Source organism: Pseudomonas sp. S2_B10 (assembly GCF_054668425.1).
Genome location: NZ_CP162768.1, coordinates 355,362 through 376,259, shown reverse-complemented (window position 1 = coordinate 376,259; position 20,898 = coordinate 355,362). Strand labels below are relative to the sequence as shown.

The 20,898-nt window shown below is 59.3% G+C and carries 15 protein-coding genes; 4 read left to right on the top strand and 11 right to left on the bottom strand.

Annotation, left to right across the window (positions count from 1 at the left end; translation table 11 throughout):
• Positions 1-5 precede the first annotated feature (5 nt).
• The gene (locus tag AB4O45_RS01565) at positions 6-425 is read left to right on the top strand and encodes a hypothetical protein (protein ID WP_143497886.1); all 420 of its coding nucleotides are present in this window, start codon (positions 6-8) and stop codon (positions 423-425) included.
• 59 nt (positions 426-484) lie between these two features.
• Complete coding sequence (locus AB4O45_RS01560; protein ID WP_110645657.1) at positions 485-787, top strand: hypothetical protein; 303 nt, start codon at positions 485-487, stop codon at positions 785-787.
• A 99-nt stretch (positions 788-886) separates the two neighbouring features.
• On the opposite strand, the gene AB4O45_RS01555 is transcribed toward AB4O45_RS01560, so the two are convergent.
• From AB4O45_RS01555 to AB4O45_RS01515, 9 genes are all read right to left on the bottom strand, one after another.
• Complete coding sequence (locus AB4O45_RS01555; RefSeq protein ID WP_056789454.1) at positions 887-2,518, bottom strand: BatD family protein; 1,632 nt, start codon at positions 2,516-2,518, stop codon at positions 887-889.
• Entirely contained in the window at positions 2,515-4,251 is a 1,737-nt protein-coding gene (locus AB4O45_RS01550) for a vWA domain-containing protein (protein WP_056789457.1), read from the bottom strand. Before AB4O45_RS01550 ends, AB4O45_RS01555 begins: the two co-directional genes overlap by 4 nt.
• Positions 4,248-5,327: a vWA domain-containing protein gene (locus AB4O45_RS01545; protein WP_056789460.1), complete on the bottom strand. Its 1,080-nt coding sequence runs from the start codon at positions 5,325-5,327 to the stop codon at positions 4,248-4,250. The genes AB4O45_RS01550 and AB4O45_RS01545 overlap by 4 nt, the downstream gene beginning before the upstream one ends.
• On the bottom strand, positions 5,320-5,817 hold the full coding sequence (locus AB4O45_RS01540) for a DUF4381 domain-containing protein (RefSeq protein ID WP_460061652.1): 498 nt from the start codon (positions 5,815-5,817) through the stop codon (positions 5,320-5,322). The genes AB4O45_RS01545 and AB4O45_RS01540 overlap by 8 nt, the downstream gene beginning before the upstream one ends.
• Positions 5,814-6,758, bottom strand: coding sequence for a DUF58 domain-containing protein (locus AB4O45_RS01535; RefSeq protein WP_016774988.1), 945 nt, complete (start codon positions 6,756-6,758; stop codon positions 5,814-5,816). Before AB4O45_RS01535 ends, AB4O45_RS01540 begins: the two co-directional genes overlap by 4 nt.
• A 5-nt stretch (positions 6,759-6,763) precedes the next feature.
• Entirely contained in the window at positions 6,764-7,723 is a 960-nt protein-coding gene (locus tag AB4O45_RS01530) for an AAA family ATPase (RefSeq protein WP_007913915.1), read from the bottom strand.
• 167 nt (positions 7,724-7,890) lie between these two features.
• Complete coding sequence (locus AB4O45_RS01525; RefSeq protein WP_252878334.1) at positions 7,891-9,597, bottom strand: ATP-binding cassette domain-containing protein; 1,707 nt, start codon at positions 9,595-9,597, stop codon at positions 7,891-7,893.
• A gap of 26 nt (positions 9,598-9,623) precedes the next feature.
• Complete coding sequence (locus tag AB4O45_RS01520; RefSeq protein WP_082530321.1) at positions 9,624-10,811, bottom strand: YcaO-like family protein; 1,188 nt, start codon at positions 10,809-10,811, stop codon at positions 9,624-9,626.
• Between the two features lie 517 nt (positions 10,812-11,328).
• Positions 11,329-11,685 carry a hypothetical protein gene (locus AB4O45_RS01515; protein ID WP_150635094.1) on the bottom strand — a complete coding sequence of 119 codons (357 nt, stop codon included), beginning with the start codon at positions 11,683-11,685 and terminating at the stop codon, positions 11,329-11,331.
• A 293-nt stretch (positions 11,686-11,978) separates the two neighbouring features.
• Between AB4O45_RS01515 and AB4O45_RS01510 the strand changes: the two genes are divergently transcribed.
• Both AB4O45_RS01510 and AB4O45_RS01505 read left to right on the top strand, forming a co-directional pair.
• Positions 11,979-13,373 carry a hypothetical protein gene (locus AB4O45_RS01510; protein ID WP_460160985.1) on the top strand — a complete coding sequence of 465 codons (1,395 nt, stop codon included), beginning with the start codon at positions 11,979-11,981 and terminating at the stop codon, positions 13,371-13,373.
• A 479-nt stretch (positions 13,374-13,852) separates the two neighbouring features.
• Entirely contained in the window at positions 13,853-18,748 is a 4,896-nt protein-coding gene (locus tag AB4O45_RS01505) for an NAD-glutamate dehydrogenase (protein WP_095180183.1), read from the top strand.
• Between the two features lie 61 nt (positions 18,749-18,809).
• Here AB4O45_RS01505 and AB4O45_RS01500 read toward each other — a convergent pair whose 3' ends face one another.
• Both AB4O45_RS01500 and AB4O45_RS01495 read right to left on the bottom strand, forming a co-directional pair.
• A complete protein-coding gene (locus AB4O45_RS01500; protein ID WP_460160984.1) occupies positions 18,810-20,108 on the bottom strand; it encodes an NHL repeat-containing protein in 1,299 nt (432 codons plus the stop codon).
• A gap of 275 nt (positions 20,109-20,383) precedes the next feature.
• Positions 20,384-20,785, bottom strand: coding sequence for a cupin domain-containing protein (locus AB4O45_RS01495; protein WP_095180181.1), 402 nt, complete (start codon positions 20,783-20,785; stop codon positions 20,384-20,386).
• Positions 20,786-20,898: the final 113 nt, after the last annotated feature.

Here is a 20,898-nt window from a genome sequence, read left to right as displayed (position 1 = left end):
TGACGGTGGATTTTTCATTCCAGGTATTTGGAACGGTAGGACCTCTGAATGGCACCTTGTCCAGAACGCAGGTGCGTAGCATTTTGGGTGGTGATTTTGAGGAGTTTAAGAAAACGGCTGCCTCGTTGAATACGACGGATGCGTTTGTAAGATACGACTTACATGTCTTTTATGACCCTCGAGATGTTGTGAAAGGTGCGGAGTTTTTCGAAAGAAGCGGCGTCACCTGGATGGGGCACAAACTTGTGGGACAAAAATTGTCTCGCATACTGAGCCTGTTCCGCAGTAACGGCATTCAACCTGTCATTGACGATGACGGGTTTGACGTTAGCGAATTTGGTATGAGCTTTTATGTACCGGACATCGAGGACGGTGAGGACGCATTGATCAAATCCCTGTACATCAACCTGCGTACCGATAGGTAATCCTCCATTTTCATGGCTCTGAGGAAACTCCACTTCCACCGCACTCCGGAGGTTTTACAGTGATTACCGAAGACATAAAGATCATCCAAGAGATTTTTCAGGTGGTCGAAGCCGGCATCGTCCATGGCTATGACGCGTTCCGTTATGGCGTGGAGTTGGGGGAGGGCTACATCGAGACGGAGCTGTGCGTTGAGAAAGATGGCGTCGAGGACTGGAACGCTGAAACTGATATTAACGGGGCGATTATCCTTCGTTTGGTCGACCAGCTTCAGGAAAACGCAGTCAAGCGTGGCGAGCCATGGAAGTCATTCGTCCTCTCCTATCGAGAAGGCGAACAAGTCAAAACGAAATTCGCATATTGATTCCGGACTTTCAGATCAAAAGATCGCAGCCTTCGGCAGCTCCTACAGGGGATACGTACCCACTCTGTAGGAGCACCGAAGGCTGCGATCTTTCGCTTTTCACTTCGGATAAAGCGGCGGCAATCCACTCTCACTCACCGGATCCTGCACGCGCTCGGCGGCGGGAATAGTGCGGATCGCCCGCCACAAATCCTCACCCTGCCAGTGCTGTCCCGTCTCGCTGTACAGCGCTCCATTCAACCCATCCAGCGCATCCGACAACGGCACAAACCGCGCCGCCATATCCGCCAGTGTCTCCGGCTGTTGCCGCGCCCAGGCGTCCAGTGCCTGGCGGGTGGCGTGGGGGTCGTTGGCCTGGCTGGCGCGTTTGATGTCGTCGAGCAGGGTGCGTGGGCTCGGGCCGGTCTGGGCGGCGCGGTGGATTGCCGGTTGCCAGCGGGCGCGCCACCAGAGGCCGAAGCCGAGCAGGGTGGTGCAGGCGAGGATCAGGGTGCTGAGTTTCCACCACCACAGGGTGTCGTTGTCGGGCGTGCTCGGTTGCAGGGTGCCGGCCGGGGTGTCGATTTGCAGGCTGGGGTTGTTCGCCACTTGCAGGGTGCGCGCGGGCAGGCTGCTGTGTTCGAGGTGGTCTTCGAAGGTGTTCCACCAGACCACGTCGACGGTTGGCAGGTCGATCGCGCCGCTGCGGCTTGGCACCAGGGCTTCGCGTTCTTCGCGGCTGCCGATGATCCCGCGGTCGCTGCTCTGGTTGCTCAGCACCGGTTGGTCGGGGTAGCGGCGCAGGCCGTTGACGTCGGTGGCGGGCAGGGCTGGCAGTTGCGAGCTGGCGAGGCCTTCGACTTTCAGGGTCAGGCTGCGGGTCAGGGAGTCGCCGACCTGAGTGTGATCCGGTTCCGGGCTCCAGCTTTCGCTGAGGCTGAGGTTGCGCGCCGGCAACCATGGCGCATCGACCGGGTAGGTCAGCGGTTTCGGTTTGACCGTCAGCGGAATCGACGCCGAGCTGACGCGCATCAGTTTGCCGGGTTTCGGCCCCGAGGCGTCTGCCGATGGCGCGGTATCCACCAGCGTGGCGCTGAACGTCTGCGGCGCGATGGTCAGCAGGCCGCTGTGCTGCGGATAGATCGCGTAGCGCATCTCGATCACGCCGTGGCGCAGACCGTTGATGTCTTTCTCGTAGGTGCGCGTGTCGCCAAGTTGTTCGATGCGCGCATCGGCAATTTGCAGCGGGCTCAGGCTGCTGTCGTCGTACAGCGAAACCGAGTGGTAGATGCGCAAAGTCAGGATGGCCTGGGCCTGCACGTAGACGCTGGTCTGATCGAGGCTGGCTTCGATGAACACCGGATCAAGGCTGTTGCTGTCTTCGCGGTTGTCGCTGGCGATCACCTGCACGGTGATCGGCTGGCTCTGTGCTTCGCCCAGTTGCAGCGGCGGAATCACGACGCTGCCGTTTTCTTTCGGCAGCAGGGTGATGATCCAGCGTGTGGTCGCGCGGTTGTCGCCGTTGAGGGTGTTGAGCTGGTTGACCTGGCGCGTGCCGCGCACTTCGAACAGCGCTTCCAGCGCCGACAGATCGGGCTTGCCGAACTGGGTGACGTCGTCAGTTTCGAGGGTGAGCTCGACCGTCTCGCCGGAGTTCAGGCGACTGCGATCCACGCTGGCGGTCAGCTCGGCCGCCTGAGCGGTGGCCGTGCAGATCAGCAGGGGCAGCAAGAGAGCGGTGAAGCGGGTCATCGATTGTTTTCCTGATCCTGATGTTGTTGCTGTTCGTACCAGAATTTGCGCCTGAGCAGTTCGCCCGGGTCGTCCGGGATCTTGCCCAGCCATTGTTCGAGCGCCTGACGCTGCTCGCCTTCGAGGTTGTTCTCGCTCGGGCGCAGGGTCGGCACCGTGTCGGTTTCCTCTTCCTCGTTGCTGCCGGGGATTTCATTGGGGCCGGGCAGCGGCGGGGCGGTTGGCGGCGGTTCGCTGGCCGACTCGGCCGGTTGCGCCTCGCTCTGGGTTTCACTGCTCACCGCCGGAGGGGGCGCGGTAGTGGGCGATGGCTCATCGCCGGGCAGACTTTGTTCGTTCGGCTGGTTGTCCGGTTCGGGCGGCGGCGGGGCGTTTTTCTGCTTCAGCAGGTTTTCCACCAGCGCCTTGTTGGTCTGCGCCGGACGTAGATCCGGTTGCAGTTCCAGCGCCTGTTCGTAGGCGTCGATTGCTGCTTCCAGCTCACCGCTTTTGGCCAGGGCGTTGCCACGATTGTAGTGGGCGCGGGCATCGCTGCCCTCGGCAAAACGCTGAGCGGCGCCACTGTAGTCGCCGGCCTCGTACAACGCCACCCCTTGCCATTGATGATCGTCAAAATGCTGCGCGGCTTCGGCCGGGCGTTTCTGCTTGAGCAGGTGCAAACCTTGCTGGTCGGGTCGCAACCACAAGTCTTCGAAGTCGAAAGCGTAGCTCGGTTGCGGCAGGCACCACAGCAGCGGCAGGCAGAACAGCCAGCCACGGCGCCCGGCACACGCAGCCAGCAACAGCAACGGCAACAGCAGCCAGTAACCCTGATCGGCCCAAGTATCCAAGCGCACGGTCTGGCCGTCGTCGCGCAGGCTGCGCGGGCCGTTGAGCAGGCCAAGAGCGCCAAGATCAGCTTCGTCAAGACGCGCCGGGTGATACTCGCCGCCCACGCTGTTGAGGAAAGTCGCGAGACCAGGGCTGTCGAGTTGCGGCACGCGGATCGCGCCTTGCTCGTCCTTGAGGAAACTGCCGTCTTCCTGGGCAATCGGCGCACCTTCAGCGGTGCCGATGCCGAGCATCAGCAGTTGCGTGGACTCGCCATTGAGCGCACGGCGAATGCCGCGCCGTTCCTCTTCATTGAGCGACGAACCGATCAACAGAATCCGTCCCTGTCCCAGCGCACCTTGCTTGAGCAACGCCAGCGCCTCGTCCACGGCCAGATCGGCGCGGTGGCCGGCTTCCGGCATCAGCGATGGCTTGAGCGCGTCGAGCAGGTTGCGACTGGTTGCCAGATCATCCGACAGCGGCACCAGCGTGTGCGCGCTGCCGGCATAAACGACGATGGCGGTCTGCGCATCGCTGCGCGCCTGCAACAGGTCGAACAGCTTGCGCCGCGCCTGTTCCAGACGCGTCGGCGGCGAGTCGGTGGCGAGCATCTCCGGGGTCAGTTCGAGCACGACTACCAGCGGATCGGCGGGTTTCTGGCTGGTCTGTTCGACGCGCTCCCAGCTCGGCCCGAGCAAGGCCAGAATGGTCAGCAACCACGCCACGCCTAGGGCGATCCACGGCAGTTTGCTCTGGCGACCGCTGCCGCCACTGAGCAGCGCAGCGTGAAATGCCGGCGGCAGAATCATCTGCCAGCGCCCGGCGCGTTTCTGCCGGTGCCAGAGTTGCCAGAGCAGCCAGCCGAGCAGCGGCAACAGCAGCAGCCACCAAGGGCGGAACCAGTGCGGCCAGAGCGCGATCATCGGCGCCTCCGTAGGCGCAAACGCTGCAAGCGCTCACGCCAGTCCGGCAGCGGACTTTGCAAATACAGTTGCTTGGTAAACAGGCGTTGCAGCGGGTTATCCGGCCACAGTTCGCGGACGACCAGCAACAGACTCAACCACAGCGCCAGCGCCAGCGGCCAATGATACAAGGCTTGCGCCGGGCGTGCCTGAGTCGGTTGCTGAGTCACCGGTTCGAGCTGATCGAGGGTGTCCTTGATCGCTTGCAGCTCTTTGCCGTCATGGGCGCGGAAGTACTGGCCGCCGGTGATTTCGGCGATGGCCTTGAGCGCCGGTTCATCCAGATCAAGGCTCGGATTGACCCCGAGCAGGCCGGTCGAGCCGCTGTCCTCGGGATTGGCGCCGATGCCGATCGGATAGATTCTGACGCCTTCGCTGGCGGCCAGTTTTGCGGCGGTCAGCGGATTGATTTCGCCGCCGTTGTTGGCGCCGTCGGTGACCAGAATCAGCACGCGACTTTGCGCCGGGCGCAGGCGCAGGCGTTTCAGGGCCAGACCGATGGCATCGCCGATCGCGGTGTTTTTGCCAGCGATACCGATCCGCGCTTCGTCGAGCCAGATGCGAACGGTGCGCCGGTCAAAGGTCAGTGGTGCTTGCAGGTAGGCCTGACTGCCAAACAGGATCAAACCGACGCGGTCGCCGTCGCGGCTTTCGAGGAAATCGCCGAGCAAGTGCTGCACCAGCGACAGGCGACTGACTTCTTCGTCCTGCCACTGCATGTCGGGAAAATCCATCGAACCGGACACGTCCACCGCCACCAGCAGATCACGGCCACTAGCGGCAATCGGCAGCGGTTCGCCGAGCCATTGCGGGCGCGCGGCGGCGATCAGCAAGATCAGCCACAGCAAGATAAACGGCGCCTGCTGCCGCCACGCCGGCAAGTTGGCGCGGGCGCGGCGGCGGGCGAGGCCTTCGAGGTCGGCGAGGAAACTGACTTTCAATGCCGGCTCGCCGCTGTCGGCCACCGGCAGGATCAGACGCATCAGCCACGGCAGCGGCAACAGCACAAAGATCCAAGGCCAGGCGAACTCAAACATGTTTGCGAATCCACGTGTCGACCGCTTGGGTCAGGCCGGCGATGGCTTTGTCATCGAGTTTGCATTCCGGTTTGTACGCGCCTTCGACCAGCACCATCCAGCGCGTCAGGCCGGCAGCCGGGCAGCGGTTATCGAGGAAGGCCAGCCATTTGCGCCCGTTGAGGGTGTGGCTCTGGCTGTACGGATAGTGGTTGCGGCACAGGCGTTTGAGCAGGCCGTTGAGTTGTTGCAGCCAGGCGCCGGCGGGTGCACCGTCGTAGGGTTTGGGCATTTGCGCCAGTTCGGCGAGTGCGGCGATGCGCACCGGATCCAGCGGCTGCTCGGCGCGCACCAGAGGGCGTTTCTTGATCGGAATGAAACGTCGCAACTTCCACGCGGCAAAACCCAGCAGCGGCAACAGCAAAAGCAGCAGCCACCAGCCCGGCGCCGGCGGCCAGAAGGCAATCGGCGGCGGTGAGATCAGCGGTTGCAGTTGGTCGAGGCCGTTCATCGACCTTTCCCCGGACGCTGCGGGTTCAGGAACTCGCGCATCTGCTCGACCATTTCACTTTGCGTGCTCAACGGCATCAGCAGCACCCGCAGCTTTTGTGCGAGCAATTCCCAGCGAGCGATGCGCGCTTCGGCTTGGGCGCGGTAGGTCTGGCGCAGGTCGAAGTTCAGCGTGTCGATTTCCAGCTGCGCGCCACGTTCGGCGAAGCGCAGCAGGCCGGCAGCGGGCAAGGCATGATCCAGCGGATCGGACAGCGGCAACATCAGCAAATCACAATGCCGCGCCAGCAAACTCAGTTGTTGTTCGGCGCTGTCGGACAACGCGCGCTCATCGCAAATAACGATGGCCAGACTGCCCGGCCGCAGCACTTCCCGCGCCCGGCGCAAGGCCACGCCGAAGGCATCGCGATCCGGCTCGCGCTCGCTGTGCAGCGATTGATTGACCTTGACCAGCCGGTTGAGCAATTGCAGCAGGCTCTGCTTGCTGCGGCGAGGCTTGATTTCATAGTGCTCGTTGTCGCCGAACACCAATCCGCCAACGCGGTCGTTGTGCCCCAGCGCGGCCCAGCCGATCAACGCTGCAACCTGCGCCGCCAGCACTGACTTGAACATCAGCCCCGAGCCGAAAAACAGCCGCGTGCTTTGCTCGACCATGATGAAAATCGGCCGCTCGCGTTCTTCATGGAACAGCTTGGTGTGCGGCTCCTGCGTGCGCGCGGTGACGCGCCAGTCGATGGTGCGCACGTCGTCACCGGCCTGATACACCCGCACCTGATCGAAGTCGACGCCACGGCCACGGAATTTCGAGTGATGCAGGCCGATCAGCGGGCTGCGCTGACTCGGCGTGGAAAACAGCTGTACCTCGCGCACGCGGTGACGCATCTCGATCAGCTCGGCTAGGCTGATGCGGATACCGGGTTCGGAGGGCAGGGCGGCGTTCATGGGGGTCAAGCGACGGCGACGACGTCGAGAATCCGCTGCACCACGCGGTCCTGATCGATGCCAGCGGCTTCGGCTTCGAACGACAGAATGATGCGATGGCGCAACACGTCGAACAGCACGGCCTGAATGTCTTCCGGGCTGACGAAGTCGCGACCGGCCAGCCAGGCGTGGGCGCGGGCGCAGCGATCGAGGGCAATCGAACCGCGCGGACTGGCACCGTAAGCGATCCATTCGGCCATTTCCGGGTCGAACTTGGCCGGGTTACGCGTGGCCATGACCAGTTGCACCAGGTATTCCTCCACGGCGTCGGCCATGTACAAACCGAGGATTTCCTTGCGCGCGGCGAAGATCGCCTGCTGGCTGACCCGACGCTCGGGCTTGGTCTCGCCGTTCAACGCCTCGCCGCGCGCCTGTTGCAGGATGCGCCGTTCGACGGCGGCGTCAGGGAAGCCGATCTTGACGTGCATGAGGAAACGGTCGAGCTGAGCTTCCGGCAGCGGATAGGTGCCTTCCTGTTCGATCGGGTTCTGCGTGGCCATCACCAGAAACAGCGGCGACAGCTCATAGGTGCTGCGCCCGACGCTGACCTGACGCTCGGCCATCGCTTCGAGCAAGGCCGATTGCACCTTGGCCGGCGCACGGTTGATTTCGTCGGCCAGCACCAGGTTGTGAAAGATCGGCCCTTGCTGGAACACGAAACTGCCGGTTTCCGGACGGTAGATTTCGGTGCCGGTGATGTCAGCCGGCAGCAGGTCGGGGGTGAACTGAATACGATGGAACTGGGCTTCGATGCCCTCGGCGAGTTCTTTGATCGCTTTGGTCTTGGCCAGACCGGGAGCGCCCTCGACCAGCATATGGCCGTCGGCGAGCAGGGCGATGAGCAAGCGCTCGATGAGTTTTTCCTGGCCGAGAATCTGCGTTGAAAGAAAGGTTCGCAGCGCCAGCAGCGCTTCACGATGTTCCATCGGTGACTGTTCCTGGAAAGGGGGTGGCCGGGGCGTTCGGATAACGCCGGGGCTGGGGGCGTTACTTTAATCCATCGTGGGGGGCGGCGACTAACGGCATTTGCGCGATTTGTCAGTATCGGCCCTCGTTTGCACTGCGTGGGGCCGTTTCTGGACGTTTTTGCGATTCAGGTCTGCGTGTGCAAGCTGTGCAATATGACCTTGATGGCGGGGCGCTCAAGCAGTTCGAACCATTTGCCTTCATCAACGATGGCGCCTTGCTGCATGACGAGCACGCGGTCAAAACGATGGAGATGTTCAACATCATGGGTGACACATATAAGGCCCTGTCCAGCGAATGTCTTGAATAGCAAATCCCACACTGGTGTAGCGAGTTTCGGTTCAATCGAAGCACTCGGCTCATCAAACAGATTGAATTTGCCCGGTCGATTCAGAAGTCGCAGCAACGAAAGCCGCTTCGCTTCACCTCCGGAGATATTGGTGGCGTTTTCAGCGATGTGACCTCGGCCAATGATTTCATCAAGCTGGAGGCATTGAATTGCCTCGTTCAATGTTTTCGACTGCTCAACACCGAAAAGTACGGACTGTTCAAAACTTCCTTCCAGGAACTGCGGAGACTGGGGGCTGTAACGCACCGTTTCCAGATGAACGCGAGCATTTAAGCGATCTATGCACAGCTCGTCGATGAACAGCCGGGGCCGCACCGAAAAATCCAGTCCTGCCAGCGCTTCGAGTAACGTCGATTTGCCAGCGCCGCTGGGCCCGATGATCGCAACGGATTGGCCCTGTCGGAAGCTGATCTGGCTGGCAATTGATAGCTGCGCAACACCGTTATGGGTGATCTCGCAGGGCTCGAGCCGTAATGTTGATAGGTTATGCAACGCATCAGAGTCATTGCGGCGATCGTTATCGAAGTCAGCAGTTGCAAGTAATTCTTTGAGTCGCCGTTGATCAGCCGAAAATTGATCCAGCACCCGATAGCCTTCGGTCAGCGCCGATACATTCAACAGGAACGTACCAGCAATAGAGGAAATGGCCACCAACTGACCGACGCTGATACTTGCTTGTCCGGACGTCTGATCCATGACTCCCCAAGCCAACAAACCGCCGGTGGACAGGCTGATAAACAAAATCTTCGCCGCGCTCAACAGTCCGCCCGAGCCTGCTACGGTCACCGCAGCATTGGCGTAGCGCTCAAACGCTCGGTTCAAGGGTTGCAGGGCCGTGCGTTCGGCGCGTTCCAGTTTTATCGATTTACCAGCCCTCAAAGTATTGACCAAGGTTGCACTCAGCTCATCCTCCTGGTCATTAACAGCATCGATGTGTTTTCTGCGCCATCGAATGATCCGGTGAGTTGCATAGAGATAACAGCCACCGAGGCCAGCTAGCGCGCAGAAAACCCAGGCTCCGCCCATATACCAGAATGCGCCGGCCACAATAAGAAATTCCAGGCACAGGGGAAAACCCGTAGTGACGAAGAACATCAGCAACTGTTCGTGGGCAGTGATTCCGCGCTCGACCGACTTGATGAAGTGTCCTACTCGCCACGTGCCAAACTGGGAAAAATCCTTGCCCATCAACCGCGCCATCCAATTGATGGAAGCATCCATGACAATTCGCTGGACGAGCTTTGAGAGCAGCAGCGTTTGCAGGGGGGTGGTCATCGACTGAATGCAACCGGCCAGCGTAAAAGCTGCGGTGAAAAAAAGCAGCGTACGCAGCGTTGTGTGATCGGCATCGTTTAGTGAATCGACGATCTTGCCCAATAACAAAGGAGGGGCCAGGGCCAGGATTTTCAGGGTGATGGTCGCGCCTATTGTCATCACCAGCAGGAGTCGATGTTTCTCGCAGGCTGTTCTTATAAATGTCTGCATGAGTATGGGCCTGTGGTCGTTTTGGATCACGCCGTTGGCGTGCTCCTGGTGCCGAGCAAAATGTGCTGAGGAGCTACGGGTTGGCCATTTCTGATTATGTTGAATCGGTCGAGACCCGGGATATAAGTCTGGGTAACTACGTTGGTCCCCGGGTACTCCATGACTGTTCTGAAAAATAGGACTTTGTTCATACCGCTCAGGTTTTTTCGGAGCAAGGCAAGTTGTTCAGGAACAGAGAGTGCAAGCAGGCTTTTTGGCGGCGCCAGGGTATTGAGTTTCAAGTTTTTAACGGGTGCAAAGTCTATCAGCTGTTTCAGTTTCTCGGATTGACAAAGCACATCAAGTACCTTTCGGTCCGCGATTTCATCGTTGGCGTCGTATAAGGCGTTTGATTGGAATTGCTCCGTTACCGCTCTTTGGATGGCGATAAATATGTCCAAAGAACAGCCGGAGCCGATTGCGGATATATGTCGGTCGCCGGGGCCGGTTCGTGGGAATGCAACCGCCAGATAAACTTCTGACTCGTCTTTGATAATGATGATCTGCAAAGCTTCGGCAGCCCGTAGCGCGTATGAGTTGTTGAACAGGGCTTGCGCAAGCAGGGGCGCCGACGGTGAGTAGAGATCTATCGCAGGTATCAGTCTGCAGACGGCCATGAAAAACCGGGACAACAGGTGTCGCTCAATCAGTTCCAGGGTACCGTGCAGCAGTGCTTCTGATTTCGTGCAGCCGAAAGCAGTTCCTGAGTTAGAGGCGTAGCGATTTAAAAAGCGCGTCGGTTGACTCGTTGTTTTACGTTCATCTTTGACCGGATACAGCAGGGCGCATGGCACAAAAAGCCCGGCGCAGCCGTCGAGTGCTGCAAGCTGCAGACACTGTAGAGGCTCGATGTTTTTTCGCAGACTTGTGAAAATGCCGTCCGACTCGACCCCGTTCTGCGAAGCGATGTCACTGCAACCAAGCGTTGTGCAAAATGGCGGCTCGGCGTGAAACATCGCGTAGTGCTCAAGGCTTTCAGCAAGTGCACCTACAAGCGCGTCGGGACCTTTGCCTGCGCCTGATTCAATCAGCGTGTCGTATTCGTTATAGAGTTCGGCAGTAGCGACCAGATTACCGTCATCGACATAGCGCACTCGCGCTTTCAAACCCAGTGTCTGGATAACATTGTTTATTCGGACAAACGCTTCGCTGGATGAAATCTCACGCTCTGACATGGTGAGCCTCGTAGGCTTGAATGCCGAAAGATCGACTTTCGGCATTTTCAGGATTGGCTGATCGGGAGGCCGAGTCAGCGGGTCAGTGAGGCGAAGAAGTCCAGTTCCGTCGCCAGGAAACCTTCAAAGTGGCCCGAGCCATAAGGCAAATCCTCAGGTGTTTATTTCAGAACGTTTTCTACCCATTACATATGACTCCATTGAATATCACGTTGTCGGCACTTTTTTGTGCGCCGAGCTTGCATGTTTTTTTGCAAGCGCAACGAGTAATAACAAGGGAGGGGTGGGCCCGCAATCAGACGGCTTCCGATGATTGCGTAGGGCACTTCTTGAGGAGTAGTAGGATCGAACTTCGTGCTGTTAAACACAGCGGTGTTCTATGCGGAAAATTAGCGCGAATTATGGTTTGCAGGTGTTTAGAACTTGTAGAGGTGTCAATCAGCGTGCAATTAATGACGATGGCATAAGAGGCGATCAAATGCCGTCGTCATTTATCTTGTCATGCGAGCCGAACTGGTTATTCCAGATTAATTACAAAAGTTCCTGTTCCATCGAGAATATTCTTCAAAGTCTCAACAACCTCATCCATATCCACCATATACGGGTTGAAGCTGATCTCCAGCACATCATCGCCATTCAACGCATCGGCATCCGCCGCAGCAATCTCGATCTTCAGCAGTTCCGACGTCAGCGTGACCTTCACCCCGTCAAGCGTCGAAGGCTCGCCATCCAGGGTGATCTCCAGCTCATCCTCATCCGGATAACGACTCATCAGGAACATCTCGCCCTTGTCGCTGTGGCAGCAGAGCATGGCCATGTTGTCTTCTTCGTCGTCGCACGGGTTGACGATCAGTAGGGCGGTGGTCATTTGCATGGGGGAAATCCTGGGCAGTGGCGGCGGTGAATCTGTTCGAAGGCGCGATTTTGCCAGTCTCTGCTCGTTCGCGCTGCCTGCATCGGCAAAAAGTCGCAAAGCAGGACATTTCCGTCGCCCGGTTCCGAGTAGCAAGAAGGGAAAATCCGACGCCAGCGTAAGGCAATTACCGGATGCGCAAAATCCACCCGAAATTGCGATTTTTCGCTTGTGATGTCCACCTTTTTGCCGTTAGTTTCGCCGCTCTTGCGCAACGGAGTGCGTTACCAAAACCCCAAAAAAGGACCTTTGCCATGACTCAATATTTCGAACGCGCCGAAGAAATTCGCCACCTGTCTGACGAACAGATCGAGGAGATCTACAAGCGCTATCTGGAAGGTGAGAAAACCGCGCAGCTGATGGCGCAATTCCAGATTCCTTCCACGGTGCGCAGTCTGCTCAAGGTTCTGCCACCGTTCGTCAGCACTGACCTCACCTGTCCTTACTGTGAACTGCCGATGTGGATGCGCCGCTACGCCAGAGGTACTCCGCTTTCGTTGCGCAGTGCATTCAAATGCGTACGCTGTGAGCACCAGCACAGTGTCCCCGGCGCCAATGGCCGCCACACAGCGTGCAACTGCACAGAATGTTTCAAGGTTCGCCAGCAGCAACTGGCCGCCCGGGCAGCGCGGGACCGTCTGGAGTTGCAGGCCAGATATGGCGCGCAACTCCCTGCAGTGCCTTACGCCAATCTGGGCTTTGTGCAGAAGTTGACGTTGCTCGCCTTGCTCGATGATGGCTACGGGGCAAACGTTGAATGGATTGCGCCGTTGAACGCGCCATCCCGAGAAGAGCTGCTTGCCCTGACGTTCGAGGCGCGGGAAGAGTTGCTCAAAAGCCTGCACGAAGCCGGGGTGCTGGCGGTTTCCACCGAATCCGATATCAACGCCTTCGATCGCAGCGAGGGCTGCAGTATTCGCGAGTACAGCGCCGTGCGCTGGCTGCCCAACGTCACGCTGGATGGCTTGGCGCGCTGTACCCGAGAGAATCTGTATCTGGCGCTGTATCAGGAATTGTCGGGCAGCGTAAAGGCGGCCTGGAAGAGCGAAATCTATTCGCTGGTCTTCAGTCTCGCCCGCGAAGAGTCGCTTCAATACATTCGTGTGCTGGCCAGTGAGGTGGATTTCGCCTTCACGGCCGAGGCCCGTGCCGAGGAGGTGGTCGGGCAGTTGCTGCAGGACTTCTCGGTCAGTCAGCTGTATTACTTTGCCCGGCTGGCCGTGAGAAACGCCGCGCATTTCTATGCCACCGGCAATTCCAAGGGGCGCAGTCACGCCTCCAACACCATTCCGCGCAACATGCTGGGCACGGCGCAGGACGCGCTCGCCCGTAACTGGCGCAAGAACGGCCATCGCGATTCGCGAGTACCGCAAACGGCCTTGCAGCGCTTGCTCTACGACGTGGTGCTCAAGGACAGCGGCGCCGGATTCTCCAAATCGCCGGGCATGTACTGGCGCGACGAACTGGTTCCGCAATTCTTCAGCGCCGTAGCGTTCGACAGCGACTTGCTGGGCAATCTGCGCCTGTTCTGCCGCGAATGCGATTCGAGCAACATTGACGCCAGCATGGACAAGCAGATCCTGCAGACGATGTGCTACGACTGCGCCACGGTGAGCAAATTCAGAGCCTTTGAGGAACTGCCGGACTGATCCGCGTCAACCGCCAGCGCTGAACCGGATGCCACGCTCAGGGTCGATAACAGGGCCTTGGGCGTTTTCGTTTCCGGATATGTAACGTTCCCAAGGATTGTCCTGGCACGAAAGTCCCGTGAAACCGGGGTATCGAGCCTGCATTTCAGCTCACGCCTGCTAGTGTTGATGCAGGCCAAACCCTGCATTTACGTGCCAATGACCGAATATGTCGCAGCACCGCAAGCAGACACATTGTCGCACCCATTAAGCTGCGCAACGGATGAGCACCCGTAAAGGCATTGTCGGCAGTGCTGGCAGTCGCTTTTGCAGATGCTCATTCATGGAAGGTGAATGTGACCTGAGTGTCCCGTCCAGCTTCACCCACCTGTCTCCCTGTTTCCTCTGCCCGAGAATCAGGAACAGGGCGACACCAGCCCCGAAAGGGGTGTTGCACGCGACGCTTTCCATCAATAACAAGCTTAAGCGGAGTACCACAGATGGCGTTCTTCACCGCAGCCAGCAAAGCCGACTTCCAGCACCAACTGCAAGCGGCACTGGCGCAGCACATCAGTGAACAGGCACTGCCACAAGTGGCGCTGTTCGCTGAACAATTCTTCGGCATCATTTCCCTGGACGAGCTGACTCAACGTCGCCTCTCCGACCTCGCTGGCTGTACTCTCTCTGCGTGGCGCCTGCTTGAGCGCTTCGATCACGCGCAACCGCAAGTGCGTGTCTACAACCCCGATTACGAACGTCACGGCTGGCAGTCGACCCACACCGCGGTCGAAGTGCTGCACCACGACCTGCCATTTCTGGTCGACTCGGTGCGTACCGAGCTGAACCGTCGCGGCTACAGCATTCATACCCTGCAGACCACCGTGCTCAGCGTGCGTCGTGGCAGCAAGGGCGAATTGCTGGAAATCCTGCCAAAAGGCAGCACCGGCGAAGGCGTGCTGCACGAATCGCTGATGTACCTGGAAATCGACCGTTGCGCCAACGCGGCCGAGCTGAACGTGCTGAGCAAAGAGCTTGAGCAGGTGCTAGGTGAAGTGCGCGTCGCCGTTGCTGACTTCGAGCCGATGAAAGCCAAGGTGCAGGACATCCTCACCCAGCTCGACAACAGCGCCTATCCGGTCGATGCCGACGAAAAGAACGAAATCAAGAGCTTCCTGGAATGGCTGGTGGGTAACCACTTCACCTTCCTCGGCTACGAAGAGTTCGTGGTTACCGATCAAGCCGATGGCGGCCACATCGAGTACGACCGGAACTCCTTCCTCGGCCTGACGAAACTGCTGCGCACCGGCCTGACCTACGAAGACCTGCGCATCGAAGACTACGCCGTGTCCTATCTGCGCGAACCGACCCTGCTGTCGTTCGCCAAGGCTGCGCACCCGAGCCGTGTGCACCGTCCGGCTTACCCGGATTACGTGTCGATCCGTGAAATCGACGCCGACGGCAAAGTCATCAAGGAACACCGCTTCATGGGCCTGTACACCTCGTCGGTGTACGGCGAGAGCGTGCGGGTCATCCCGTTCATCCGCCGCAAGGTCGAAGAAATCGAGCGCCGCTCCGGCTTCCAGTCCAAGGCTCACCTGGGCAAGGAACTGGCACAGGTCCTCGAAGTGCTACCGCGTGACGACCTGTTCCAGACCCCGGTCGACGAACTGTTCACCACCGTGATGTCGATCGTGCAGATCCAGGAACGCAACAAGATCCGCGTGTTCCTGCGCAAAGACCCGTACGGTCGCTTCTGCTACTGCCTGGCCTACGTGCCGCGCGACATCTATTCCACCGAAGTGCGCCAGAAGATCCAGCAAGTGCTGATGGAGCGCCTGAAGGCGTCCGATTGCGAATTCTGGACCTTCTTCTCGGAATCCGTGCTGGCCCGTGTGCAGCTGATCCTGCGCGTCGATCCGAAGAACCGCCTCGACATCGACCCGCTGCTGCTGGAAAAAGAAGTGGTTCAGGCCTGCCGCAGCTGGCAGGACGATTACGCCGCACTGACCGTCGAAAGCTTCGGCGAAGCCCACGGCACCAACGTGCTGGCCGACTTCCCGAAAGGCTTCCCGGCCGGTTACCGCGAGCGTTTTGCCGCGCATTCGGCCGTGGTCGACATGCAGCACCTGCTGAGCCTCAACGAAAAAAATCCGCTGGTGATGAGCTTCTATCAGCCGCTCGGTCAGGTCTCCGGCCAGCGCGAGCTGCATTGCAAGCTGTATCACGCCGACACGCCGCTGGCGCTGTCCGACGTCCTGCCGATTCTGGAAAACCTCGGCCTGCGCGTACTGGGTGAATTCCCGTATCGCCTGCGCCACACCAACGGCCGCGAATTCTGGATTCACGATTTCGCATTCACCGCCGCTGAAGGTCTCGACCTCGACATCCAGCAACTCAACGACACCCTGCAGGACGCGTTCGTCCACATCGTGCGCGGCGATGCCGAGAACGATGCGTTCAACCGTCTGGTGCTGACCGCCGGTCTGCCATGGCGCGACGTGGCGCTGCTGCGTGCCTACGCCCGCTACCTGAAGCAGATTCGTCTGGGCTTCGATCTGGGTTACATCGCCAGCACTTTGAACAACCACACCGACATCGCTCGCGAGCTGACCCGGTTGTTCAAGACCCGTTTCTACCTGGCACGCAAGCTCGGCAGCGACGATCTGGAAGACAAGCAACTGCGTCTGGAACAAGCGATTCTGACTGCACTGGACGATGTTCAGGTGCTCAACGAAGACCGCATCCTGCGTCGTTACCTCGACCTGATCAAAGCCACCCTGCGCACCAACTTCTATCAGACTGACGCCAACGGCCAGAACAAGTCGTACTTCAGCTTCAAGTTCAACCCGCATGCGATCCCTGAGCTGCCCAAGCCAGTGCCGAAGTTTGAAATCTTCGTCTACTCGCCACGCGTCGAAGGCGTGCACCTGCGCTTCGGCAACGTTGCTCGTGGTGGCCTGCGCTGGTCCGACCGTGAAGAAGACTTCCGTACCGAAGTGCTCGGCCTGGTAAAAGCCCAGCAAGTGAAGAACTCGGTCATCGTGCCAGTGGGCGCGAAGGGCGGCTTCCTGCCGCGTCGCCTGCCACTGGGCGGCAGCCGAGACGAAATCGCGGCCGAGGGCATCGCCTGCTACCGCATCTTCATTTCCGGCCTGTTGGACATCACCGACAACCTGAAGGACGGCGCCCTGGTGCCGCCGGTCAATGTCGTGCGTCATGACGACGATGACCCGTACCTGGTGGTCGCGGCGGACAAGGGCACTGCAACCTTCTCCGACATCGCCAACGGCATCGCCATCGACTACGGCTTCTGGCTGGGTGACGCGTTCGCCTCCGGTGGTTCGGCCGGTTACGACCACAAGAAAATGGGCATCACCGCCAAGGGCGCGTGGGTCGGCGTACAGCGCCACTTCCGCGAACGCGGCATCAATGTTCAGGAAGACAGCATCACCGTGGTTGGCGTCGGCGACATGGCTGGCGACGTGTTCGGTAACGGCCTGTTGATGTCCGACAAGCTGCAACTGGTCGCGGCATTCAACCACATGCACATCTTCATCGACCCTAACCCGAACCCGGCGACCAGTTTCGTCGAGCGTCAGCGTCTGTTCGACCTGCCGCGTTCGGCCTGGACCGACTACGACACCAGCATCATGTCCGAAGGTGGCGGTATCTTCTCGCGCAGCGCGAAGAGCATCGCGATCTCGCCGCAGATGAAAGAACGCTTCGACATCCAGGCTGACAAGCTGACCCCGACCGAACTGCTCAATGCCTTGCTCAAGGCGCCGGTGGATCTGTTGTGGAACGGCGGTATCGGCACCTACGTCAAGGCCAGCACCGAAAGCCACGCCGATGTCGGCGACAAGGCCAACGATGCACTGCGCGTCAACGGTAACGAGCTGCGCTGCAAAGTCGTGGGCGAGGGCGGTAACCTCGGCATGACCCAACTGGGTCGCGTGGAATTCGGTCTCAATGGCGGCGGTTCCAACACCGACTTCATCGACAACGCCGGTGGCGTGGACTGCTCCGACCACGAAGTGAACATCAAGATCCTGCTGAACGAAGTGGTTCAGGCCGGTGACATGACCGACAAGCAACGCAACCAGTTGCTCGCGAGCATGACCGACGAAGTCGGCAATCTGGTGCTGGGCAACAACTACAAGCAGACTCAGGCCCTGTCCCTGGCGGCGCGCCGTGCCTACGCGCGCATCGCTGAGTACAAGCGTCTGATGAGCGATCTGGAAGGCCGTGGCAAGCTGGACCGTGCCATCGAATTCCTGCCGACCGAAGAGCAACTGACCGAGCGCGTCGCTGAGGGCCACGGCCTGACCCGTCCTGAGCTGTCGGTGCTGATTTCCTACAGCAAGATCGACCTCAAAGAGCAGCTGCTGGGCTCGCTGGTGCCGGACGACGACTACCTGACCCGCGACATGGAAACGGCGTTCCCGCCGACCCTGGTCAGCAAGTTCTCCGAAGCCATGCGTCGTCATCGTCTGAAGCGCGAGATCGTCAGCACGCAGATCGCCAACGATCTGGTCAACCACATGGGCATCACTTTCGTGCAGCGACTCAAAGAGTCGACCGGCATGAGCCCGGCGAACGTGGCTGGCGCTTACGTGATCGTGCGCGACATCTTCCACCTCCCGCACTGGTTCCGTCAGATCGAAGCGCTGGACTATCAGGTTTCCGCTGACGTGCAACTGGAACTGATGGACGAGCTGATGCGTCTGGGCCGTCGTGCCACGCGCTGGTTCCTGCGTGCCCGCCGCAACGAGCAGAACGCTGCCCGTGACGTCGCGCATTTCGGTCCGCACCTGAAAGAACTGGGTCTGAAACTCGACGAACTGCTCAGCGGCGAAATCCGCGAGAACTGGCAGTCGCGCTATCAGGCTTACGTCGAAGCCGGTGTGCCGGAATTGCTGGCGCGTATGGTGGCGGGTACTTCGCACCTGTACACGCTGCTGCCGATCATCGAAGCCGCCGACGTCACCGGGCAGAACCCGGCCGAAGTGGCCAAGGCTTACTTCGCCGTCGGCTCTGCACTGGACATCACCTGGTACCTGCAACAGATCAGCGCTCTGCCGGTTGAAAACAACTGGCAGGCTCTGGCCCGTGAAGCGTTCCGTGATGACGTCGACTGGCAGCAACGGGCGATCACCATCTCCGTCCTGCAACAGGGCGACGGCTCGCAGGACGTGGAAGCACGCCTGGCGCTGTGGATGGCCCAGCACGAAAGCATGATCGAACGCTGGCGCGCCATGTTGGTGGAAATCCGTGCTGCGAGCGGTACGGACTACGCCATGTACGCGGTGGCCAACCGTGAACTGCTGGATCTGGCGTTGAGTGGGCAAGCGATCGTGCCTGCGATCACTGCGAATGCCGAGCTTGAACTGGCGTAAGTAGTGGCTGAATGAAGAAGCCCCGCTCTCGAAAGAGGCGGGGCTTTTTCTTGTCTGTCATTCAGAACGTATCGGCGCAGCGAAAGGCGAAGCTACCGACGCCGTCCGTACGGGGCAGGGATGTTCCGGCTACGACAATCTGATTGTCCTGAATGGCAAGGCCTCCCGCCATGTCGAGCACGCCGGTCAGATTGATGACCAGCACACCGTCGTCGGCAAAATCGCGATCTGGATAGCCGTCCGATTTGAACTGGGCAATGACGATTTCCGAGTCTTGTTCGCCGTGGGTGCTGGAAAGCACCACGATGTGTCCGTCCCTCAGCGTGCCAGCAGTCCATTGGATGCCGAAAAGGGCTTTTGGATAGGACGTCAGGACTGGCCTCCCTTCATTGAAGTCGATGGCGTATTTCCCGTTCCTGTCGACACAAACCAGGACGCCCTGGTGAACAAAATCCTTCGAGGTGGCGCTACCGATGCCAAGGATGTTGCCACCAGGCATTTCGACCAGCTGGTTGATCTGACTGAGCTTGTCCAGGCGGTCGAACAGGGCAAAACCGTTATCGCCAAAGCTGCTGACAGGCTTACCTGTGGCGTCGAAGAGGGCGATCATTGCGCGGTAGCGGTTTTCACGTGAAACGTAACCTGCGATGGCGAATTTGCCGTCCTGGAGCCGGATCAGTGAGCCAGCCCACGTGAAGTTGGCCAGGTATCGAATCACGACGTAACCCTTTCCCTGGCCAAACGCAGTGTCCAGAGCCCCGTTGCTTTGCAGTCTGATCAAAAGACCGCATTGGTCATTGGGGGAATATCGATGGTTGCTCAACACCATCAGTTTTCCGTCGTCCAGTTCAATGGCATGGCCACTGTAATCGGATGCCGTAGTGCGTTTTTGCCCAAGTTCGATGTCGGACGACGTGAGGGCGGGCGACGGAATCGGATCAACGAAGACTACGCCGTTGACGCCAAATGCGGTCTCGGGCGTTCCGTCATTGCGAAACATTGCCAGGCAGCGTTGTGGCTGTGCGTATTCGTGTAGATAAAAGGCACCCTGAAGCAACAGATTTCCGTTCTTGAGGATGCTGATGCTGCCACCCGTGGATTTATAGCCCGGAGCGAAAACCCCGCTGGCTACGCCATCCCGGGCAAACGAAGTGTCCTGTGTGCCGTCAGGCTTCAATCGCACAATGGCGAACTTGTTGCCCGGACTTGCGGCGATCAGCAGCTTGCCGTCCGCCGCGACGGCAACTGCGTTGGCGAAGCCGTTTTCCTGATCGGGATATTTAAACCAGGTGAGGCCATTTTTATCGGGGCCGAAAGTGGGGTCCAGATTATGCACAGCGGTGTCTTTTACTTCAGTCATGGTCTGCTCCTCGAATACGCTGTTTTTGCGTAAAGCGATCAGTCGATAGGGACCGGCAAATCAACGCAGTGCTGGTATTTGGGGAGCTTTCGGTCGCGCTGTCCACTGTCAGACCTGACAGTGGACAGCGGCGGATGATTGTGGATTTGGAAGACGGGATGGCCTGTCTTGCCGGGGATTTAATGTCTGAGGGATTTTGTGGTGTCTGGTCTGGCGCCTTCGCGAGCAGGCTCGCTCCCACGGTTGATCGCATTCCAAATGTGATCAGGCAGCCATCAGTTTTCCAGCGGGATCAGCACCTGCTCGTTCGGGGCCATCACCATGAACACCAGCAACCTGGCAGGCTTGGTTGAGCTGGCGTTTTTCGACACCAGATGCTCGGAGCCGGCCGGCTCGTACCAGAACTGGCCCTTTTTGTAAGTGATCGCCTGTTCGCCCTTGACTTGGGAAATCACTTCGCCGTCGAGCACGTAAGCCATCGCCGTGCCTTCGTGTTTATGGGCGATCGAGGATTGCCCCGGCTGGTAGTCGACTTCGATCATCATGGCTTTCTTGCCGGGGGCGTTTTTCAGCAGTTGTTCCTGCAGGACGGTGATTTTTTCGGATGGATCGTGGGCCATTGCCGAAGCGGAGAAGGTGAAGGCGAGGGCTGCGGCGACGAGGTGCAGGGCTTTCATGGAGGGTTACCTGTGATGGTGGGGGTGTGCTCACAGTAGGCCGCAATGTGGCCGGTTCAAACGGCCAATATTCGCGAAGATCAGGTGACCAATTGGCCTTGGAAGGATTTCGG

Bases quoted from the DNA above. Each gene is read 5' to 3' on its own strand.
- AB4O45_RS01555 (WP_056789454.1), bottom strand. From the start codon at position 2,518: ATGACCCGCTTCACCGCTCTCTTGCTGCCCCTGCTGATCTGCACGGCC.
- AB4O45_RS01495 (WP_095180181.1), bottom strand. From the start codon at position 20,785: ATGAAAGCCCTGCACCTCGTCGCCGCAGCCCTCGCCTTCACCTTCTCC.
- AB4O45_RS01530 (WP_007913915.1), bottom strand. From the start codon at position 7,723: ATGGAACATCGTGAAGCGCTGCTGGCGCTGCGAACCTTTCTTTCAACG.
- AB4O45_RS01545 (WP_056789460.1), bottom strand. From the start codon at position 5,327: ATGTTTGAGTTCGCCTGGCCTTGGATCTTTGTGCTGTTGCCGCTGCCG.
- AB4O45_RS01510 (WP_460160985.1), top strand. From the start codon at position 11,979: ATGACTCAATATTTCGAACGCGCCGAAGAAATTCGCCACCTGTCTGAC.
- AB4O45_RS01505 (WP_095180183.1), top strand. From the start codon at position 13,853: ATGGCGTTCTTCACCGCAGCCAGCAAAGCCGACTTCCAGCACCAACTG.
- AB4O45_RS01515 (WP_150635094.1), bottom strand. From the start codon at position 11,685: ATGCAAATGACCACCGCCCTACTGATCGTCAACCCGTGCGACGACGAA.
- AB4O45_RS01540 (WP_460061652.1), bottom strand. From the start codon at position 5,817: ATGAACGGCCTCGACCAACTGCAACCGCTGATCTCACCGCCGCCGATT.
- AB4O45_RS01525 (WP_252878334.1), bottom strand. From the start codon at position 9,597: ATGCAGACATTTATAAGAACAGCCTGCGAGAAACATCGACTCCTGCTG.
- AB4O45_RS01520 (WP_082530321.1), bottom strand. From the start codon at position 10,811: ATGTCAGAGCGTGAGATTTCATCCAGCGAAGCGTTTGTCCGAATAAAC.
- AB4O45_RS01550 (WP_056789457.1), bottom strand. From the start codon at position 4,251: ATGATCGCGCTCTGGCCGCACTGGTTCCGCCCTTGGTGGCTGCTGCTG.
- AB4O45_RS01500 (WP_460160984.1), bottom strand. From the start codon at position 20,108: ATGACTGAAGTAAAAGACACCGCTGTGCATAATCTGGACCCCACTTTC.
- AB4O45_RS01535 (WP_016774988.1), bottom strand. From the start codon at position 6,758: ATGAACGCCGCCCTGCCCTCCGAACCCGGTATCCGCATCAGCCTAGCC.